Consider the following 21,005-nt stretch of genomic DNA (forward strand, 5'->3'; position numbering starts at 1 on the left):
CCCGTCATGGCGCCGGACCAGCGCGCCAACATCACCATCAAGGACGTGGCGCGCCTGGCCAACGTCTCGGTGGCCACCGTGTCGCGCACCATGAACGGCCACCAGCACGTGGCCGAGTCGGTGCGCGCGCGCGTGCTGGAAGCCGCGCGCACCCTGCACTACGTGCCGCACCACGCCGCGCGCAGCCTGAGCAGCCGCCGCACCCACACCATCGGCGTGGTGCTGCCGGACCTGCACGGCGAGTTCTTCTCCGAACTGATCCGCGGCATCGACACGGTGGCGCGCGAGCGCGGCCTGCACCTGCTGGTGTCCAGCTACCACGGCGAGCCGGAACAGCAGCGGCTGGCGGTGCGGCGCATGCCCGGACGCGTCGACGGACTGCTGATCATGTCGCCGTCCATGGCCAGCGATGCCGAGGACCCGGCCGACATGCTGCCCGGCACGCTGCCGGCGGTGCTGATGAACTGCGCCGAGCGCATCGGCGAGGCGCAGGTGCTCAACGTCGACAACTACGGCGGCGCGCGTGCGATGACCCGCCACCTGCTGGACGTGGGCCATCGCCGCATCGCCTTCATCGCCGGGCCGGACGACAACTTCGATGCGCGCGAACGCCTGCGCGGCTACCGCGATGAACTGCGCGAGCGCTGCCCGCAGGTGGCACCGCTGGTGCTGCCCGGCGCCTTCGACGAGGCCTCCGGGTACCGCGCCGGCGAAGCCCTGCTGCAGGGGCAGCGGCCGGACGTGGTGTTCGCCGCCAACGACATGATGGCGCTGGGCTGCCTGTTCGCCTTCACCCATGCGGGGCTGCGCGTGCCCGAGGACATCGCCCTGGCCGGCTTCGACGACGTGCCGATGGCACGCTACGTGCATCCGGCCCTGACGACCATGCGCGTGGACATCGCCGGCTTCGGCGCCCGCGCCATGCAACTGCTGCTCGGTGCGCTGGAGCCGCATGCCGCTCCGGCGGCGTCGGCGGCAGCGGCCAATGCGATCGCTCCGCAACTCATCGTTCGTGCTTCCAGTGCCCAGCGAGGGACCGCCATGGACTGACACCGACGCATGCAGCACCGATGTCGTTTTTTTGCACCACCTAAAAGAACACAACAATGATCCCGTTGACCGCCCTGGGAGGGCTTTAGTCATGAAGAAATCGCGTTCCGCCTCCAACCTGCCCGCACGCAGCCTGCTGTGCTGCGCGCTGGCCACCTGCCTGTTCGCCACGATGCCGGCGATGGCCCAGTCCAGCAGCGCGACCCTGCGCGGCCAGGTCGCCGCCGCCCAGGCCGGCACCGAAGTCACCGTCACCAACGTCGCCACCGGTTCGGTGCGTCGCGCGCCGATCGCCGCCAACGGCAACTACACCGTGGTCGGCCTGCCGCCGGGCACCTACAAGGTCGAGGCCAACGGCGTCACCAAGACGGTGACCCTGCAGGTCGCGTCCTCGTCCACCGTCGATCTCGACGCCGGTACCACCGCCGCCGGCGGCAACGCGACCACCCTGGACACCGTCACCGTCAGCGCGCCGCTGCTGAAGGACGTCAAGACCTCGGAAGTGGGCAACGTGGTGTCGCTGCACCAGATCCAGCAGCTGCCGCAGGCCACCCGCAACTTCCTGGAGTTCGCCGACACCGTGCCGGGCATGGTGTTCCAGATCGACGGCAACGGAAACACCAAGCTGCGCGGCGGTGCATCCAATGCCAGCGCCGGCAACCTGTACATCGACGGCGTCGGCCAGAAGAGCTACGTCAAGGGCGGCGGCATCGCCGGCCAGAGCGACACCCAGGGCAACCCGTTCCCGCAGTTGGCGATCGGCGAGTACAAGGTCATCACCTCCAACTACAAGGCGGAGTACGGCCAGATCAGCGGCGCGGCGATCACCGCGGCCACCAAGTCCGGCACCAACGAGTTCCACGGCGAAGCCTTCTACCGTTACACCGACCAGGATCTGCGCGACAAGCGTCCCGACGAAGCGAACGGCAAGATCGATTCGCAGACCAAGGAATACGGCTTCGCCCTGGGCGGCCCGATCATCCAGGACCGCATGCACTTCTTCGTCGCATACGAAGGCAAGGAGAACGTGGTGCCGAAGAGCGTGCAGGCGGACAGCACCGCGCAGCCGTACGTGGGTCTGCTGCCGTCCAACCTGTCCAGCCAGTTCGGTGCGGCCAACATGCCGTTCACCGAGGACCTGTACTTCGGCAAGATCGATTTCGAACCGACCGATCGCGACCGCATCGAACTGAGCGGCCAGTACCGCGACGAGACCCAGACCGGCAACGTCGGCGGCACCAGCACGCCGGAGCACGGCACCAACAAGATCAACAAGGACAAGCGCGCCAACATCCGTTGGCAGCACAGCGCCGACAACTGGTTCAACGAGCTGATCGTCGGCACCGAGGATTCGGAGAACAACCCGAATCCGAAGAGCATCGGCAATGGCGTCGTCTACAAGTACCTCAACTACAACGATCCCAACGTCGGCGAATACACCTTCCTGGAAACCGGCTCCGCTGGCGGCCTGAACGTGCAGCGCAAGAGCCAGAAGGGCTGGTTCCTGCAGAACGACCTGACCTTCACCAGCTTCCAGTGGCATGGCGAGCACACCATCAAGATGGGCGTCAGCTACAAGGACATCAAGCTGACCTCGCAGGATGCCGCTGCGCTCAACCCGCAGTTCAGCTATGCGGTCAACAACAACGGCGTCGCCGCCACGCCGTATCGCGTGGACTACGTCGCGCCGTACAACACCCCCGGCCAGAAGGCCACGGTGGAGTCGCCGTCCAAGCAGTACGGCATCTACATCCAGGACGACTGGGCGGCGACCGACAAGCTGATGATCAACGTCGGCGTGCGTTGGGACTACGAGGACAGCCCGGCCTACACCGACTTCGTCACCTCGCAGGCCTTCGTCAACGCGCTGTACTCCAACGATCCGGCCAACCCGGGCCAGCCCTGGGCCAACCGCCTGCTGCCCAGCGGCATCAATGTCGCCGACTACATCAGCACCGGTCGCAACCGCAAGAACTTCAAGGATGGCTGGGCACCGCGCCTGGGCTTCTCCTACGACTTCTTCGGCGACGAGAGCTCGGTGCTGCACGGCGGTGCCGGCCGCTCCTACGATCGCAACCTGTTCGAACAGCTGGCGCTGGAAACCAGCAAGGCCGCGCTGTCGCCGGTCGCGGTGTACTTCCAGAACCCGGCTACCGGCCAGTGCTACCGTGGCGACCGCGTCTGCACCGCGTGGGATCCGCGCTACCTCAATGGCGTGGACCAGTTGAACACCATCCCCGGCGTCAGCGGCAGCGCCGAACTGTTCATGTTCAACAACCACCTGAAGACGCCGTACAGCGACCAGTACAGCATCGGCATCACCAACCAGGTCGGCGACTGGCAGACCGACGTGACCTTCCAGCGCGTGCTCAGCTACGACGGCTTCGCGATGTCGCTGATCAACCGCTACCCGGATGGTTCCTACTTCCAGAACGGCAGCGCCCCGTGGGGCCAGCCGGTGCCGGGCTACCAGAACACGATCATCGGCATGAATGGCCTGGAGCAGCGCAGCAGCCAGGTGCTGCTGTCGGCCGACAAGCCGTACACCAAGGAATCGGGCTGGGGTCTGACCCTGTCGTACACCCACACCAGCGCGCGTCAGAACCGCAACATCGACGAGCCGTACGCGTTCGACAAGGCGACCATCCACGACTATCCGTTCGTGAAGTCCGATGCCGTGTCGGCGCACCGCTTCGTCGCCTCCGGCTCGATCGACGGTCCGTGGGGCCTGACCTTCGGCGCGAAGGTGGTGCTGGCGACGCCGGAGCCGATCAACACCATCGCCTGCTACGGCCACACCGATGCGGACGGCGCGACCTGCCAGCAGGTGGCGGCGGTGCCGCCGGGCAGCGGCAAGTTCCTGGTCGGCGGCAAGATCTGGGGCTACCGCACGGTCGACTTCCAGGCGACCAAGGACTTCACCGTGTACAACGACTTCAAGTTGACCGCGCGCGTGAACCTGCTCAACGCCTTCAACTTCAAGAACTACGCGTCGTACTCGTACAACGATTTCGGCTCCGATGGCCGTTTCGATCCGAACATCACCATCAACAAGACCGGCGACATCATGTACGTGCCGCGCACCGTGACCTTCGAGATCGGCGCCAAGTTCTGATCCACCGCATGACCCACGCGCGTGCCCGACCGGCGCGCGTGGGGTTTCAACGGACGGGGCCGCGTGGCCCCGTCCGCGTTTGCGGTCGCCCCTTTCCTCGGTACAGGACCCTGCACGCATGATCGCCGCCCCTCTTCGCAACCTGGTCATCGTCGGCGGCGGCACTGCCGGCTGGATGGCCGCTGCCGCGCTGGCGCGTGTGCTGGGCCCCGAGTACCGCATCACCTTGATCGAGTCCGAGCAGATCGGCATCGTCGGCGTCGGCGAGGCCACCGTGCCGCACATCAAGGCCTTCAACAACCTGCTCGGCATCAACGAGGCCGAGTTCGTGCGCCACACCCAGGGCAGCTTCAAGCTCGGCATCGAGTTCGCCGACTGGCAGCGCCCGGGCACGTCCTACGTGCACGGCTTCGGCACCGAGATCGGGCATCCGCTCGGGTTGCTGCCGTTCCAGCACTACTGGTTCAAGCAGGCGCTGGCCGGCAAGGCCAGGCCGCTGGGCGCCTACACGCTCAACACCGTCGCCGCCAAGCGCGACCGCTTCATGACTTCGGCCACCGACGTGCCGCCGAATTCGCCGCTGGCCAACATCGCCTACGCCTACCATTTCGATGCGGCGCTGTATGCGGGCTTCCTGCGCCGCTATGCCGAGCAGCGCGGGGTGACCCGGCGCGAGGGCATCGTCGAGGAGGTGCAACTGCATCCGGAATCGGGCGACGTGCGCGCGGTGCGCCTGGCGTCGGGCGAGGCGATCGCCGGCGACCTGTTCATCGATTGCTCCGGCTTCCGCGGCCTGCTGATCGAGCAGGCGCTGCACACCGGCTACCACGATTTCAGCCACTGGCTGCCGTGCGACCGTGCGCTGGCGGTGCCCTGCGCCAAGGTCGGCCCGCCCACGCCGTACACCCGCGCCACCGCGCGCGCCGCCGGCTGGCAGTGGCGCATTCCGCTGCAGCACCGCACCGGCAACGGCTACGTGTACTGCAGTGCGCACATCAGCGACGACGAGGCCGCGGCCACGCTGCTGGCCAACCTCGACGGCCCGGCCCTGGCCGATCCGCGGCCGCTGCGCTTCGTCACCGGCCGCCGCAAGCAGGTGTGGAACCGCAACGTGGTCGCGCTGGGCCTGGCCAGCGGCTTCATGGAGCCGTTGGAATCGACCAGCATCCACCTGGTCCAGTCCGGCATCTCCAAGCTGCTGGAGTTGTTCCCGCGCGAGGGCATCAGCCCGGTACTGGTGCGGCGCTACAACGAGCGCATCGCCTTCGAGTTCGACCGCATCCGCGACTTCCTGCTGTTGCACTACCACGCCACCGAGCGCGACGACAGCACGTTCTGGCGACACTGCCGCAGCATGCCGATCACCCCGGAACTGGAGGAGACGCTGGCGCTGTTCCGCGACAGCGGCCGCTTCTACCGCAACGGCGACGAGATGTTCGCCGAGATCAGCTGGGTGCAGGTGATGGTCGGGCAGGGCATCCTGCCGCGCGCCTACCATCCGCTGGTGGACCAGGTGCCGCAGGCCGACCTGGAGCGCTTCATGGCCAGCGTCGAGCAGACCATCGGCCATTGCGCCGACGCGATGCCGCCGCACCAGGCCTTCATCGACCGCTACTGCGCGGCCCGGCCCGCCTGAGCGCGACGCGGGCACAAAAAAAGAGGCCACGCGCACCAGGCGCGGGCCTCTTCTAATCCGACCGAAGCCGGAGAACGGTATGGCACATCTCCGGCAACGCCGGACGCTGGGCATGCTACCGCCACGCCGAAGCTAAAGCAATGCTTTAGAAGTTGCTTTCTAAGTCATTGATTTGAAATCAACTGACAGCGCCGCCGGCCAACGTCAGCGCGATCTCCCGCTGGATCGCCTCGGCGGCAGCGCGCGGATCGGCCGCCTGGCGGATCGGCCGGCCGACCACGATCGCATCGGCGCCGTCGGCGAAGGCCTGGGCCACGCCGACGGTGCGCTGCTGGTCGTCGCCGACCGGGCCGCCCGGGCGGATGCCGGGGCAGACGATGGAGAAGCCGGCGCCGGTGGCGCGGCGGATCGGCGCCGCTTCCTGGCCGGACGCGATCACGCCGTCGATGCCGGCCGCCTGCGCGGCCAGCGCGCGCTCCACCACCACGTCTTCCGGTGCGCGGTCGATGCCCATCGACGCCAGGTCGGCGCGGCCCATCGAGGTCAGCACGGTCACCGCCAGCAGGCGCATGTCGCTGCCGTTGGCCTCGGCCGCGGCCTGCATCATCGCCGGGTGCCAGCCGTGGATGGTGCAGTAGTCCACCGGCCACTGCGACAGCCGCCGGATCACCCCGCCCACCGTGGCCGGGATGTCGAAGAACTTCAGGTCCACGAACACGCGCTTGCCGCGCCCGGCCAGCGTGTCCAGCACGTCGAAGTATTCGCCGGAGGCGAGCAGTTCCATGCCGATCTTGTAGAACGCCACCGCCTCGCCGAGCTGCTCGATCCACTCCAGCGCCTCGCTGCGCCCGGGCACGTCGAGGGCGAAGATCAGGCGCTCGTGCGGCGCCAGCGCCAGCGGCGCGCGACTCACTGCGCCAGCTCCAGCGCCTGCACCTTGGCCTGGTGGCGGGCGGCACGCGACTGGGTGAAGTCGTTGTTGAACAGCGCCGGCTCCCAGGAGCCGTAGCTGGGGTTGGGCAGCATCCACCAGCGCTCGCCGAACCAGTCGTGGTACTGCTGCAGCAACTGCGCGCGGCCTTCCGGGGTATTGGCCACCACCTGCGCGAAGTCGCCGAGCTGGTCGCCGAACTGCATCAGCACGCGATACTGCTGGCCGACCAGCTTGCGCCGGCAGTTCTTCTCCGAGCCGTTCTGCTCGCAATCCTTGACCACCGTGCCCAGGCCCAGCAGCACGCTGTTGTCGGCCACCGGCAGGCCGGCGCTGCGCAGGTTGGCCAGGGTCGCGTCGGTCAGGTGCACCGCGCGGTTGGTCACGTACAGCACGGTGACGCCCTTGGCGGTGGCGGCCTTGGCGAAATCGACCACGCCGGGAATCGGCTTGGCCTTCTTCTCGGCGACCCACTGGTCCCAGGTGACCTCGTCGTATTCCTTGCCGTTGCGGATCAGCCGCGCCTGGTACGGCGAGTTGTCCAGCACGGTTTCGTCCACGTCCATCACCACCGCTGGCTTCAACCCCGCGGCGGCGTTGCCGCGCTCCTCCGGCACCAGCGCGTCCCAGTTCGGCTCCTTCAGCGCCGCATCCAGGCGGTCGGCGGCGGCGCGATAGGTCTGCTCGGCCAGGGCCTGGTACTCGGCCGAGCGCTGCATCCACAGCACTGCGTTGAGGTTGTCGTCGGCGGCGCCCGGCGTGGCAGTTGCGGGCGTGGCGGCAGCTGCAGGGGCGGCCGGCTTGGCGGCGGGGTCGGCGACCTGCGCCTGCGGCTTGCAGGCGGACAGGGCGAGCACGGCGCAGGCCAGTGCGGTGCGGGCGATCGGCGTCATCGGGTGTGGAAACCTGGGCAAATGAACCGCGGATTTTAGCCGGTTGCGATGACAGGCGCGGCGCGCGGTGGCGCAGGCGGGCTGCCGCGCTCAGGGTGCGAACGTCAGTCCGTGCAGGTCCGGGGCGAGCACCGCCTCGATGGGGTCGGCATCGTCGTGGCCGGCATAGGCGCTGAAGCGGATGCGCAGGCGGCCGTCGCGGACCGTGTAGGGCGTCAGGTCGTCGAGGTCGGGCGCGTCCAGATCGATGTTGTCCAGGCAACTGGACACCGGCACCCGCGCCAGGATCGACGGCGTGCCGTGCAGGTCGACCACGGTCAGCGCCATCTCCGCCCCGGCGCCGCAGTAGCCATGTCCGTCCCCGGGCGAGGAACGGCGCACCGACAGGTACAGCAGGCGGTCGCGCGCCAGATACGGCTGCAACCGGGTCGGCAGCAGGCGGATGGCGCGCGCGCTGCCGATCAGCTCCGGTGCGTAGGCGCGCGGGATGGTTTCCAGCACGGTGGGTGCGCGCCCCGGCACCTGCAGCACGATGCGGCCGGCGCGATAGGCCAGATGCAGGACGCCGCGGCGTGGATCGCAGACCTCGGTCTCGGCCAGCGCGGCCGATGCCGCGCCGCAGCCCGTCGGCGTCGGCGTCGGCGTCGGCGTCGGCGTTGCGGCGCTGTGGGCAGCGGGCGAGGCCAGGGCCAGCAGGAGGAGGAGCGGCAGCATGCGAGGCCTTCGAGGTGTGAGCCAAGAGTGTGGCAGCCGCCGTGGATCGCGCGCCAGTTGTGACCTGGGTCCTTTGCGAGGGTGATGAAATTCTCGCAAGCGCCTGTTTTGCAGGGGATTTACCGACAGCGTGTCGGGAGCTTCCCGATGCCGCCGCACTGTGGTTTCCACCACACTTCCAAGTATGGAAAACCGTGCGGCGCGGCGCCTGGTGCGCTGCGGCGCAATCGCGCCTGCACCGCAGGCAAACGCGGGAAGCGTCACAGGGGACGTCGCAGTGAATCGTCGGAGAAAAGGAGCTTCTCGCATTGTGCTGGCTGCGTGCCTGTTCGCCAGCGTGCCCATGGCGCAGGCGCAGGACCCGCCGAGCACGCTCGACCGCCAGGAACAACTGCGCCAGGCCGAGCAGGTCCAGCGTCAGCAGGAGCAGGACCGGCAGGCGCCGTTCGTGGGCCCGCGCGAGACCGAAGCCCCGGCGGACATGCGCAGCATCGCCTTGCCGACCGAAGCGCTGTGCTTCCCGATCCAGCGCGTCCGCCTCAGCGGCGCCGGTCCCGACGCGGCGCGCTTTTCCTGGCTGTGGCAGTCGCTGCGTCGTTACGAGGGCCGCTGCATCGGCACGGCCGGCATCGACCTGATCCGCCGCCGCGCGCTCGACCAACTGGTCGCGCGCGGCTTCGTCACCACCCGCCTCGGCGTGCCCGCGCAGGACCTGTCCCGCGGTGAGCTGCGCTTCGAACTGCTGCCCGGGCGCCTGCGCCAGGTGCGGGTGCAGTCGGCGGACGGCCGTGTGTTCTGGCGCGGTGCGCTGCCGCTGCGGCCGGGCGACGTGCTCGACCTGCGCGCGATCGAGCAGGGCGTGGAGCAGTTCAAGCGGGTGCCGTCGCAGGACGCCAAGATCGATATCGCGCCGGGCGAGCAGCCCGGCGAGTCGGACCTGCTGATCACCATGCAGCGCAGCAAGCGCTGGCGCGCGGTGCTCAACGCCGACGATTCGGGCGTGCAGGCGACCGGCCGCTACCAGGGCGGCGTCGATTTCGCCCTGGATGCGCCGCTGGGCATCAACGACCTGCTCTCGATCGGCTACAACCACGACCTGGTGGACGATGGCGCCGCGCGCGGCACCCGCGGCAACAGCCTGTCCTACAGCGTGCCCTGGGGCTGGTGGACGTTCTCCCTGTCGCTGTCGTCGTATCGCTACCACCAGCAGGTGGACGGCTTCCGCCAGAGCTTCCAGTCCAGCGGCAGCTCCGACAGCGCGCAACTGGATGTGCAGCGGGTGATTCACCGCACCGGCACCAGCAAGACCACGCTGGGCATGGTGGTGGCCAAGCGCGCCGCACGCAGCTACCTGGACGGCGTGGAGATCGGCATCCAGCGCCGCCACACCACCAGCGCCGAGCTCTACCTCAGCCATCGCCACTACCTGGGCAAGCTGCAGCTGGACACACGCCTTGGGCACCGCCGCGGTACCCCGTGGTTCGACGGGCAATGGACCGGCTACGACCCGGCGGTGGGCTTCCCCGGCTACCGCTACGGCGTCACCACCCTGGATGTCAGCGCCGGTCTGCCGTTCGCGCTGGGCCCGGTGGCGATGAGCTGGGACAGCAGCCTGCATGCGCAGACCTCCCCGCACCTGCTGCTGGGTTCGGAATTCATCACCCTGGGTGGGCGCTACAGCGTGCGCGGCTTCGACGGCGAACGCACCCTCGGCGCCGAGCGCGGCGCGTACTGGCGCAACAGCCTCAACCTGCCGGTGCAGCGCCTGGGCATCACCCCGTACCTGGGCGTGGATGCCGGTCGCATCGCCGGACCCAGCGCCGCCGCGCAAGCCGGGCGCAGCCTGGTCGGCGGCTTCGTCGGCGTGCGCGGCGCGCACGGCGGGCTCAGTTGGGATGGCTTCGCCGGCTGGGACCTGCACGCACCGCGCGACTTCCACAGCGCGCAGCCGGCCTACGGCGTACGCCTGATCTACCAGTTCTGACACGGCCTGCCGCCGGCCGGCGGCAGGGGATGCGATGGGTTTTGCCGCCAGTGGCGGCACGAGAGACACGACGATGCACATGGACCGTACCGACGACCGCCGCCACCGCCTGCTCGAGCCGCTCAAGCGCGGCCTGGCCGCATTGTTGTGCTGCACCGTCACCTGGACCTCGCTGCCGCTGTACGCGCAGGTCGCACCGGTCGCCAATCCGGACGGGCGCCAGCCCGGCCAGCAGGCCGCCGCCAACGGCGTGCCGGTGGTCGACATCGTCGCCCCCAACGCGCGCGGCGTCTCGCACAACCGCTATTCGCGCTTCGACGTCGGCAGCAACGGCCTGATCCTCAACAACAGCGCGCAGATCTCCAAGACCGAACTCGGCGGCTACATCGCCGGCAACGACAATCTGAAGAACAGCGGCGCGGCCACGCTGATCCTCAACGAAGTCACCTCCACCACCAGCCGCCTGCAGGGCTATACCGAGATCGCCGGGGCCAAGGCGCAGTTGGTGATCGCCAATCCCAACGGCATCGTCTGCGACGGCTGCGGCTTCCTCAACACCTCGCGCGTCACCCTGGCCACCGGCACCCCGCTGCTCGGCGCCGACGGCGCCTTGAACGGGTTTTCCATCACCGGCGGTGCGCTGAGCATCGGCAGCAACGGCCTGGACGCGTACAACGTGGACCGCCTGGATCTGCTGTCGCGGCAGTTGAGCGTGGGCGGTTCGGTGTGGGCCAAGGATCTGCTGGCCAGCGCCGGTGCGCAGCGTATCGGCTACGACGGCATGCTGCTGGAGGTGCTGCCGGGCAGCGACGGCGCACCGCCGGCGATCGGCATCGACGTGGCGTACCTGGGCGGCATGTACGCCGACCGCATCCGCCTGATCGCCACCGAGGCCGGCGTGGGCGTGGTCAGCCGCGGCACCCTGTCCGCGCAGAGCGGCAGCCTGCAGATCGACAGCGCCGGCCAGCTCAGCCTGGCCGGCACCGCGGTGGCCCGCGACGACGTCGACCTGCGCGCGGCCGGCGCGCTGAGCCAGCAAGGCGTCCTCGGCTCGCAGCAGGCCGGCGTGCGCCTGCGCGCCGCGCAACTGGCGCTGAGCGGCGACACCATCGCCCATGGCCTGCTCGACGCCGCCGCCAGCGGCGCGCTGGCCCACAGCGGGCGCAGCAGCGCCGGCGCCATCAGCTTGTTCGGCTCGGAGCTGGACGCCGGCGGCAGCCTCTACAGCGGCGGCGATCTGGCGCTGAGTGCCAGCGGCGAGTTGCGCAGCAGCGGTAGCGCCTACGCCGGTGGCGCGGCGCAGTTGCAGGCCGGCGCGGCCTGGCTGCAGCGCGGCGGCACCGTGCAGAGCGCCGGCAGCCTGGCGGTGCAGGCGGCGCGGATCGATGCCGCCGGCGTGCTCGACGCCGGTGTGGGCCTGCGCCTGCGCAGCGACGCCGACATGCGCCTGTCCGGCCTCGCGCAGTCCTGGCAGGACGCGAGTGTGCAGGCCGGCGGACGCCTGGACACGCTCGGCCAGCTCAGCGCCGGCGGGCGCCTGGACCTGGGCGCGGCAGCGATCGGCAATGCGGCCGGTGCGGTGGTCTCGGCCGGCGGCGACATCGCGCTGGCGACGCCGGGCGCACTGGACAACGCCGGCACGTTGTATGCCGGCCGCGACCTGCGCATCGACGCGGCCAGCGTCGGCAACTCCGGCGGCAGCTACGCCGGGCGCAACGCCACGCTCGCCAGCACGGCGGCGCTGAACAACAGCGGCAGCCTGGTGGCCGGCGCGGCGCTGAGCGTGGACGCGGCGCAGCTGCGCAGCAGCGGCGAACTCGGCAGCCAGGGCGGCAATGTCGCCCTGCGCAGTCGCGGCGACCTGGCCCTGGCCGGGCAGGTGGCGGCAAAGGGCGCGCTGACCGCGCAGGCCGGCGGCGCCTTGCTGCAATCGGGCACCCTGGGCGCGGGCAGCGCGCAACTGCGGGCGGCCGGCGACGCCACGCTGGACGGTGTGGTCCGCACCGATGGCGATCTGCAGTTGAGCGCCGATGGCCAGTTGCGCAGCAGCGCCACCCTGGCGGCCGGCGGCAATGCCACGCTGCATGCGCAGGGCGCATTGCTGCAGAGTGGGCAGGTGCAGAGCGGCGGCGCACTGGCGCTGGATGGCGCCAGCATCGCCCAGGCCGGCGTGCTCGATGCCGGCACCACCCTGGCGCTGCGCAGCGCCGGCGACCTGTCGCTGGCCGGCACCGTGCAGTCGCGTGGCGACCTCGCGCTGAGCAGCGCCGGGGCGCTGCAGAACCAGGCCCAGGTGGTGGCCGGCGGCGCGCTCAGCGCCAACGCCGTCAGCCTGAGCAACGCCGCTGGCGCCAGCCTGTCGGCCCTGGGCGATGCCAGCCTGAGCAGTGCGACCGTGCTGTCCAACGACGGCCACCTGTACGCCGGTGGTGCGCTCGGCCTGCGCGCCGGCAGCCTCGCGCAGACCGGCTCGGCCAATGCCGGCACGACGCTGACGCTGACCGTCGATGGCGCCGTCGCCAACCAGGGCGATCTGGTCGGCGGTGACGCCGTGCAGCTCGATGTGGGCAGTCTCGCCAGCAGCGGCCAGCTCGGCAGCCAGCGCGGCCAGGTCGTGCTGAACAGCCGCGGCGACATGCAACTCGACGGCGTGGTCGTGGCCGCCGTCGCCTTGAACGCGCAGGCGCTCGGCGATCTGCAGCAGCGCGGCAGCCTGCGTGCGGCCGGCGTGCAGCTCGCTGCCGCGGGCAGCCTGGGCGTGGCCGGCACGGTGCAGAGCACCGACACCCTGCAACTGCAGGCACAACGTGCGCTGCGCGTGGACGGCCAGGCCAGCGCGAGCGGCGCGGTCGGCGTCAACGCCGCCAGCGTCGCGCTGGGCAGCGGCGCCATCCTGCAGAGCGCCACCACCCTGCAGGTGGACACCGCCGCGCTGGACAGCCAGGGCACACTGGATGCGGGCACCGATCTGCGCCTGCACAGCACGGGCGACATGCAGCTGGCCGGTCTCGCCCAGGCCGGGCGCGACGTCGCGGTGCTGGCCGATGGCACCCTGGACAACCAGGCCAAGGTGTTCGCCGGGCGTGCGCTGCAACTCACCGCCGCCAGCGCCAACAACCAGGCGCAAGGCCAGTGGCTCGCCCAGGGAGCGCTCGACGCCAACGTGCAGGGCAGCTTCGACAATGCCGGCCTGGTGCAGGCCGGCCAGGCCGCGAGCTTGACCGTGGGCAGCCTGCAACAGAGTGGCCGCACCTATGCCGGCGATACCTTGACCGTGCAGGCGGCCACCGCACTGACCAACAGCGGTGACTTGATCGGCAAGCACGATGTGGCGATCAGCGCCGCCAGCGTGGCCAGCAGCGGCCAGCTCGGCAGCCAGGATGGACAGCTCGGCGTCGTCAGCGCCGGCGATCTGCAAGTGACCGGCACCCAGATCGCCGGCACCGCGCTGCGCCTGCAGGCGGCGGGCGATCTGCTGCACGGCGGCATCAGCAAGGCGCAGTCCGTGCAGCTGGAGGCGGGGCGCGATTTGAGCATGGCCGGCACGGTGCAAAGTGCGTCGACCCTGCAGGCGCAGGCGCTGCGCGCGCTGCAACTGGACGGGCAGGCGCTGGCCGGCGGCAACGTGCAGCTGCGCGGCGCCAGCGTCGGCACCGGCAGCGCCGCGGTGCTGCAGAGCACCGCGGCCATCGCCGTGGACGGCGGCAGCATCGACAGCCAGGGCGCGCTCGACGCCGGCACCGACCTGACCCTGCACAGCCAGGACGCGTTGCACCTGGCCGGCATCGCCCAGGGCGGCAACGACGTGCGGCTGACCGCCGCCGGCGCGTTCGACAACAGCGCCCGCGTGGTGGCCGGGCGCGATCTGCAGGTGCAGGCGGGCAGCGCGGTCAACCGCGCCGCCGGCACGCTGGCCGCCGGCCGCGGGCTGGATCTGCACGTCGCTGGATTGCTCGACAACGCCGGCCTGCTGCGCGGCGAGCAATCGCTGCAACTGCAGGCGGGCAGCGTGCAGCACAGCGGCACGCTGTCCACCGGCCAGGCGCTGACGCTGCGCAGCAGCGGCGCGATGGACAACCGCGGCAACGTGATCGCCGGCGGCGACCTGCTGGTGGACGTGGGCAGCCTCAGCAACAGCGGCCAGCTCGGCAGCCAGAACGGCCAGGTCACGCTCACCAGCCAGGGCGACCTGCAGCTGGGCGGCAGCGTGATCGCCGCGCAGGCCTTGAACGCCACTGCGCTGGGCGACCTGCGCCTGGACGGCGTGGCCAAGGCGCGCGCGATCGCCCTGAACGGGCGCGATGTCGGCGTCGCCGGTGGGTTGCAGAGCGCCACCGGCGCGACGCTGCAGGCGCAGCGCGCGCTCAGCGTCGATGGCCAGGCATTGGCCACCGGCGACCTGCAACTGCAGGGTGCGAGCGTGACCACCGGCAACGCGGCGGTGCTGCAGAGCGCGGCCGGTGCCATCACCCTGCAAGGCGGCAGCCTCGACAGCCGCGGCACGCTCGACGCCGCCACCGATCTGGCCTTGCGCAGCGATGGCGCCCTAACCGTGGCCGGCGTCGCCCAGGCCGGGCGCGATGTCGCGCTCGCCGCAGGCACCCAACTGACCAATGCCGCGCAGGTGCTGGCCGGCCGCGACCTCAGCGTCGCCGCCACCGGCATCGCCAATGCCCAAGGCGGCAGCCTCGCCGCGAAGGGCGCGCTGGCCCTGACCACCGCCGGCACCCTCGCCAACGCCGGCACCTTGCAGTCCGGCCAGGCCATGACCCTGCAGGTCGGCGACCTGCAGCACAGCGGCCAGGCCTACGCCGGCGACACGCTGAGCCTGCGCGCCAGCGGCGCCATCGACAGCCAGGGCGAGCTGATCGCCAAGCGCGACCTGCAGCTCGACGCCGCGCGCATCGCCAGCACAGGCCAGCTCGGCAGCCAGAGCGGCCAGGTGACGCTGACCAGCCAGGGTGATCTGACATTGGGCGGCACCGTCGCCGCCGCCACCGCACTCAGCGCGCAGGCGCAGGGCGATCTGCTGCAGACCGGCACGCTCAGCGCGCAGGCGCTGGACCTGCGTGCGGGGCGCGACCTGACCCTTGGCGGCCAGCTCGCCACGACCCAGGGACTGCAAGCGCAGGCGCAGCGCGATCTGCAGGTGAACGGCACCGTCAGCGCCGGCCAGAGTGCCACCCTGCAGGCCGGCGGCACCCTGCGCAGCGGCAGCCAGAGCGTGCTGCACAGTGCCGGCGCGCTGCAATTGAACGGCGCGGCCATCGACAGCCAGGGCACCGTCGACGCCGGCACCACGCTGGCGATGACCAGCACCGGCGATCTCGCTCTCGGCGGCCTGGTGCAGGCCGCATCGACCATCGACCTGCGTGCCACCGGCGCGCTCACCAACGCCGCTCAGGTGGTCGCCGGCAGCGACCTGAGCCTCACCGCCGCCAGTGCCACCAACAGCGGCAGCGGCACGCTCGCCGCCCTGGGCAACGCCACCTTCACCGTGAGCGGCCTGCTCAGCAACGCCGGCGCGCTGCGTGCGCGCCAGCGCCTGCAGCTGGACGTCGGTTCGCTGCAGCAGACCGGGCGCAGCTACGGCGTGCAGCGCCTGGCGCTGACCGCCAACGGTGCGGTCGACAATCGCGGCGACCTGATCGCCGGCAGCGCCCTGCGCGTGCAGGCAGCCAGCGTCGCCAGCAGCGGCCAGCTCGGCAGCGAAACCGGCGACGTGGCCCTGGTCAGCCAGGGCGACCTGAACCTGGGCGGCACCCTGGCCTCGGCCGGCGGGTTCAGCGCGCAGGCCGGCGGCGCGCTCAACCAGAGTGGCGCCTTGAGCGCGGCGACCACGCTGCAACTGCAGGCGCACGGCGACCTGACCGTGGCCGGCACCCTCAACGCCAACCAGGTCCTGCTCGGTAGCGACGCCAGCGTGCTCCAGCACGGCACCGTCAGCGGTGCGGACATCGCGCTGCAGGGCCAGCGTATCGACAACGCCGGGCAGACCCTGTCCAGCGGCAATCTGCGCCTGAGCGGCGGGGATGTCGCCATCGGCGGCGTGGCCGCGGCCGGCGTGCGCGCCGATGGCAGCCTCGGCAACAGTGGCGCGCTGACCCTGCATGCCGATGGCACGCTCAGCGCCAGCGGCCGCCTGATCGCCGCCGGCAACCTCGCCGCCGATGCCACGCAACTCGCGCTGGCCGGCAGCACCGCCCGCGTCGGCGGCAACGCCACGCTGACCGCAAGCGGCGACGTGGACCACCGCGGCGCCGACCTGCTCGCCGGCGGCCTGCTCACCGTGCGCGCGGGTGGCGCGCTGGATAACAGCGCGCTCAACGGCGTCGGCGGCACGCTGCAGGCGGCGGGCCTTGACCTGGGCGCGGCGACGCTGCGCAACGGCAGCGGCAGCCTGGTGCAGAGCGGCAGCGGCACCACCCGCATCGCGGTCACCGGCGCGTTCGACAACGGCGGCGGCCGCCTGGTCAGCAACGGCAGCGACCTGCAGCTGGGCGCGGCGTCGATCAACAACGCACAAGGGCGCATCGAACACGCCGGTGGCGGCACGCTGATGGTCAGCAGCAGCGGCGCCCTCGGCAATGCCGGCGGGCGCATCCTCACCCAGGGCCAGCTGCAGCTCAGTACCGGCAACACGCTGGACAACCAGGGCGGCGCCATCGCCGCGGCCGGCGATGCCAGCGTCACCGCGGCCGGCCTGGGCAATATCGGCGGCAGCGTGTCCGGACGCGGCTTGAATGTGCAACTGGGCAGCGGCGCGCTCGACAACCGCCTCGGCGTGGTGCAGGCCACCGGCGGCAGCCTGGTGCTGCGCGCCGACAGCCTCGAAAACCGCGGCGGCACCATGCAGGCGCTGAGCAGCGGTGGTGCGGGTGGCGACCTGCGCGTGGATCTGGCGCATACGTTGAACAACGACGCGGGCGTGATCGGCGCCAGCACCGATCTGACGCTGAACGCGGAGAACGCGAGCAACAGCGCCGGGACCCTGCAGGCCGGGCGCGACCTGGCGCTGACCGCGCGCGGCCAGCTCGACAACCACCAGAGCGGCCGCATCGGCGCCGCTCGCGACCTCAGCGTCGCGGTCACCGGCGCGCTGCTCAACAGCGGCGGCCAGCTCGACAGCGGCAACGCCATGACCCTGTCCGGCGGCCGCATCGACAACAGCCAGGGCAGCGTCGTCAACAACGGCGGCGGCCTGACCCGGCTCACCACCGGCGGCGAGTTGCGCAACGTCGGCGGCAGCCTGGGCGGGCGCGGCAGCGTCGTGCTCGACGCCGCCAGCATCGCCAACGGCAGCGGGCAACTGGTCGCCGGCGGCGACCTGATCGCCAACACCAATGCGCTCGACAACCAGGGCGGCAGCGTCTACGCCGGCGGCAGCATGCTGTTGCAGCGGAGCGGCGCCACGCTCGACAACCGCAACGGCAGGATCAAGGCCGAACAGGCGGTGCGCCTGAATCTGCAGAGCCTGAGCAACAGCGGCGGGCAGATCGGCGCCGGCAGCAGCGCCGGCGGCGCGGGCGACGTGGTCATCGACACCGTCGGCTTCGACGGCGGCGGCAGCATCCTCGGCCAGAACCTGCTCGACCTGACCATCCGCAGCGATTACACCCATCGCGCCGGTGCCGACATCACCAGCAACGGCGACTTCCGCCTGGCGGTGGGCGGCAACTTCGTCAACGCCTCGACGCTGCAGGCCGGGCGCAGCCTGGGCATCAATGCCAGCAGCATCAACAACGTGGCCGGCGCCAGCATGCGCTCGGGCAACGTGCAGTTGAACACCGGCGGCAGCGTCAGCAACGCCGGCGACCTCTCCGCCAGCGGCAACCTGCAGGTCACTGCCGGGTCGGTGTCCAATACCGGCAGCCTGGTCGGCGGCAACGTGCTGGTGGACACCGGCACCCTGGTCAACGGCGCCGACCTGGGCGGCGCCACCGACAACGCCGCCTACGGCAGCGCGCTGATCGGCGCCACCAGCGGCATGACCCTGCTGGTGCGCGACCAGTTGGTCAACCGCGATGCGCGCATCTTCAGCCTCGGCAACATCGCCATCGGCGCCGCGCGCGACGGCAACGGCACGCTCACCGCGCGCACCGGCACGCTGGACAACGTCTCCGGCAGCATCGAGGCCGATGGCAGCATCCTGATTGCGGCGAACCAGATCAACAATCGGCGAAGGGTGCTGAATACCCAGACCGGCCCGCTGTCGGATGCGGACAAAGCAGCGGCTAATGCAGCGATGCCGAGCGAGCGGATCGACAGCGGAAGCATCGTCTATCCCAAGGTCCCGTACTACATCTATTACCCGTATCGTGGCGAGGCGCCAGGCGTATTCCGCAGCTATTCTGTTGAGCAGCGCGAACGCCTGATCGCGGCTAGCGCCGAAGGGCGCATCGCGGCCGGTGGCAACATCGCCCTGTCCGGCAGCGTGACCAACAATGCATCGACGATTGCTGCTGCTGGCGCGCTGATGGTCAACCAGCGCGGTGTCGCAGGTCTTTACGACGGCATGGTCACTGGCAACGAGTCCGTGGCGAACCAGGCGCTGGCGCTGAAGCAGCAGGTTGTTCAGCGCGATGTGGAGCACAAGGTCACTGCCTACATCGACGACTGTGCGGGAACGCCTGTATCGGGAATCAACAAGGGCAAAAAACCGATCTGCGGGTACGACGAGACGCAGGTGGAACTATCCAGCACCACCGTCGACTCCAGCTACATCGCCCTCGCCGCCAACATGACCGGTGGTCAGGGCGTGGCGATCAGCGGCGCCACCATCAGCAACGGCGCGGTCGGCAGCGACGGCCGCAGCATCGGCGGCGCGTCCTTCAACGCCACCCAGGGCGGGGCCCTGAACCGGTACGGCACGATGAGCGCCGACGGCGCCGGCGGTATCGCCGTGCAGGCGCAGACCGCTGCGACCCCGACCAAGGCCAACGTGGGCAACCATATCGCCACCGCCAGCCTGGGTGCCATCCGCATCGACGACGGCCAGGCCACCCTGGTCGGTGGCAGCAGCGCCACTGCGTCCCAGGTCCAGGCCAGCGGCGTGCAGGCCCAACTCGGCGGCGCCAGCAGCGGCAGCCGCAGCCAGGTCCAGGCCGGCACCGCGCAGGCGGTGTTGACCGCCGGCACCGTGCCGGGCCAGTACCAGCAGATCGATCCGGGCACCGGCCAGGTGCCGCAGGTGGTCGGCGGCGTCGGCGCGCCGCTGGGCAACATCGTGCTGCCGATGGGCGGGCTGTACCGCCTGGTCGGCAGCAACGGCGCCAGCGTCAACACGCTGGGTCGCGCCGCCAACGGCCTGGGCGGGGTCAAGGCCAACACCAGCGCCCCCGGCCGCCGCTACCTGATCGAGACCGATCCGCGCTTCGTCGACTACAACAATTTCATCAGCAGCGATTACCTGCTCGACAAGCTCGGCGTGGATCCGCAGTGGACCCAGACCCGCCTCGGCGATGGTTTCTACGAGCAGCGGCTGGTGCTGGACCAGATCACCCAGCTCACCGGCCGCCGCTACCTGGGCAACTACGCCGACGGCGTGGCCCAGTACCGCGCACTGCTCGATGGCGGCGTCGCCGAGGCCGGCACCCTGCACCTGAGCGTGGGCGTGGCGCTGACCGCCGACCAGGTCGCCGCGCTGACCCACGACATCGTGTGGATGGTGGAACAGGAGTACCAGGGTCAGAAGGTGCTGGTGCCGGTGGTGTACCTGTCGTCGAAGACCGCGCTGACCCTGCGCAGCGACGGTGCGCTACTGGCCGGCGGCAATGGCGACACCGTGCTCAATGCCGCGGCCGGCCTGAGCAACAGCGGCACCATCAGTGGCGCCAATGTCAGCGCCACCGCCGGTAACCTGCTCAACCAGGGCCGTATCGTGTCCGGCGGTACCGTGGCGTTGCAGGCCAAGCAGGACCTGCTCAACCTCGGCGGCCAGATCGCCGGCCGCGACGTGCTGCTCGGTGCCGGCCGCGACCTGACCAGCACCACCCGCGACGCCCTCGCCGGCGGCGACCTGCGTTCGGGCATCACCGCCAGCAACAACCTGCTGCTGCAGGCCGGTCGCGACCTCAGCCTCACCGGCACCACCGTGCAGGCCGGCAACAGCGCGGCGCTGCAGGCGGGCAACAACCTCACGCTGCAGCCGACCGCGCTACGCGATGAGTCCGGCCTGGTGCGCGGCGGCGATGGCACCAGCCTGACCGTCGGCAACAACCTGTCCCTGCAGGCCGGCAACGACCTGCAATTGCACGGGGTGGCGATCGCCGCCGGCGGCAACGCTGCGTTGCAGGCCGGCCACGACCTGTCGCTGACCCCGGTCGCCGACGCCAACGGCAAGGCCACGGTGCGCACCAGCATCGCCACCGGCGGCAGCCTGCAACTGGCCGCCGGCAACGACCTCACCATCCGCCAGGCCCAAGTGAAGGCCGATGGCAACCTGATCGCCGCGGCCGGACACGATCTCAATGTCACGTCGGTGCTGGGCGACAGCCACACCGTCACCGACCAGACCCGGCAGGGCAAGACCAAGGTCGTCACCACCACGACCACACAGGACATCGACCAGCAGGCGCTCACCGCCGGCGGCAACCTGGTGCTCAGCGCCGGCCACGACGTCAACCTGACCGCCGCCAAGCTCGACGCCGGCAAGGGTTTGGCGGTGGTCGCAGGCAACGACC

Annotated in this window: 8 protein-coding genes; 5 read left to right on the top strand and 3 right to left on the bottom strand. The window is 70.6% G+C overall.

Annotated elements, in window-relative coordinates; translation table 11 throughout:
• Positions 1-6 precede the first annotated feature (6 nt).
• The 3 genes from ACHWVH_RS07950 (at position 7) to ACHWVH_RS07960 (ending at position 5,801) form a co-directional block, all read left to right on the top strand.
• Positions 7-1,050, top strand: a complete 1,044-nt coding sequence (locus ACHWVH_RS07950; RefSeq protein ID WP_394686956.1) for a LacI family DNA-binding transcriptional regulator — start codon at positions 7-9, stop codon at positions 1,048-1,050.
• 91 nt (positions 1,051-1,141) lie between these two features.
• Positions 1,142-4,165 (top strand): TonB-dependent receptor domain-containing protein, encoded by a 3,024-nt coding sequence (locus ACHWVH_RS07955; protein ID WP_295928599.1) that lies wholly within the window; start codon positions 1,142-1,144, stop codon positions 4,163-4,165.
• 118 nt (positions 4,166-4,283) lie between these two features.
• Complete coding sequence (locus ACHWVH_RS07960; RefSeq protein ID WP_394686950.1) at positions 4,284-5,801, top strand: tryptophan halogenase family protein; 1,518 nt, start codon at positions 4,284-4,286, stop codon at positions 5,799-5,801.
• A gap of 178 nt (positions 5,802-5,979) precedes the next feature.
• Here the strand turns inward: ACHWVH_RS07960 and pyrF are convergent, their stop codons facing one another.
• The 3 genes from pyrF to ACHWVH_RS07975 form a co-directional block, all read right to left on the bottom strand.
• The gene (pyrF, locus tag ACHWVH_RS07965; protein ID WP_394686951.1) at positions 5,980-6,714 is read right to left on the bottom strand and encodes an orotidine-5'-phosphate decarboxylase; all 735 of its coding nucleotides are present in this window, start codon (positions 6,712-6,714) and stop codon (positions 5,980-5,982) included.
• Positions 6,711-7,625 carry a 5'-nucleotidase, lipoprotein e(P4) family gene (locus tag ACHWVH_RS07970; protein WP_043093728.1) on the bottom strand — a complete coding sequence of 305 codons (915 nt, stop codon included), beginning with the start codon at positions 7,623-7,625 and terminating at the stop codon, positions 6,711-6,713. Before ACHWVH_RS07970 ends, pyrF begins: the two co-directional genes overlap by 4 nt.
• Positions 7,626-7,715: 90 nt before the next feature.
• Positions 7,716-8,339, bottom strand: coding sequence for a hypothetical protein (locus tag ACHWVH_RS07975; RefSeq protein WP_394686952.1), 624 nt, complete (start codon positions 8,337-8,339; stop codon positions 7,716-7,718).
• A gap of 343 nt (positions 8,340-8,682) precedes the next feature.
• On the opposite strand from ACHWVH_RS07975, the gene ACHWVH_RS07980 reads away from it, so the two are divergent.
• Positions 8,683-10,323: a ShlB/FhaC/HecB family hemolysin secretion/activation protein gene (locus ACHWVH_RS07980; RefSeq protein WP_394686957.1), complete on the top strand. Its 1,641-nt coding sequence runs from the start codon at positions 8,683-8,685 to the stop codon at positions 10,321-10,323.
• A 73-nt stretch (positions 10,324-10,396) separates the two neighbouring features.
• Positions 10,397-21,005, top strand: a 10,609-nt coding sequence (locus ACHWVH_RS07985; protein WP_394686953.1) for a filamentous hemagglutinin N-terminal domain-containing protein, incomplete at its 3' end; no start/stop codon positions are given.

Origin of the sequence: uncultured Xanthomonas sp., assembly GCF_964278005.1 — a bacterium.
Taxonomy (GTDB): Bacteria; Pseudomonadota; Gammaproteobacteria; order Xanthomonadales; family Xanthomonadaceae; genus Xanthomonas_A; species Xanthomonas_A sontii.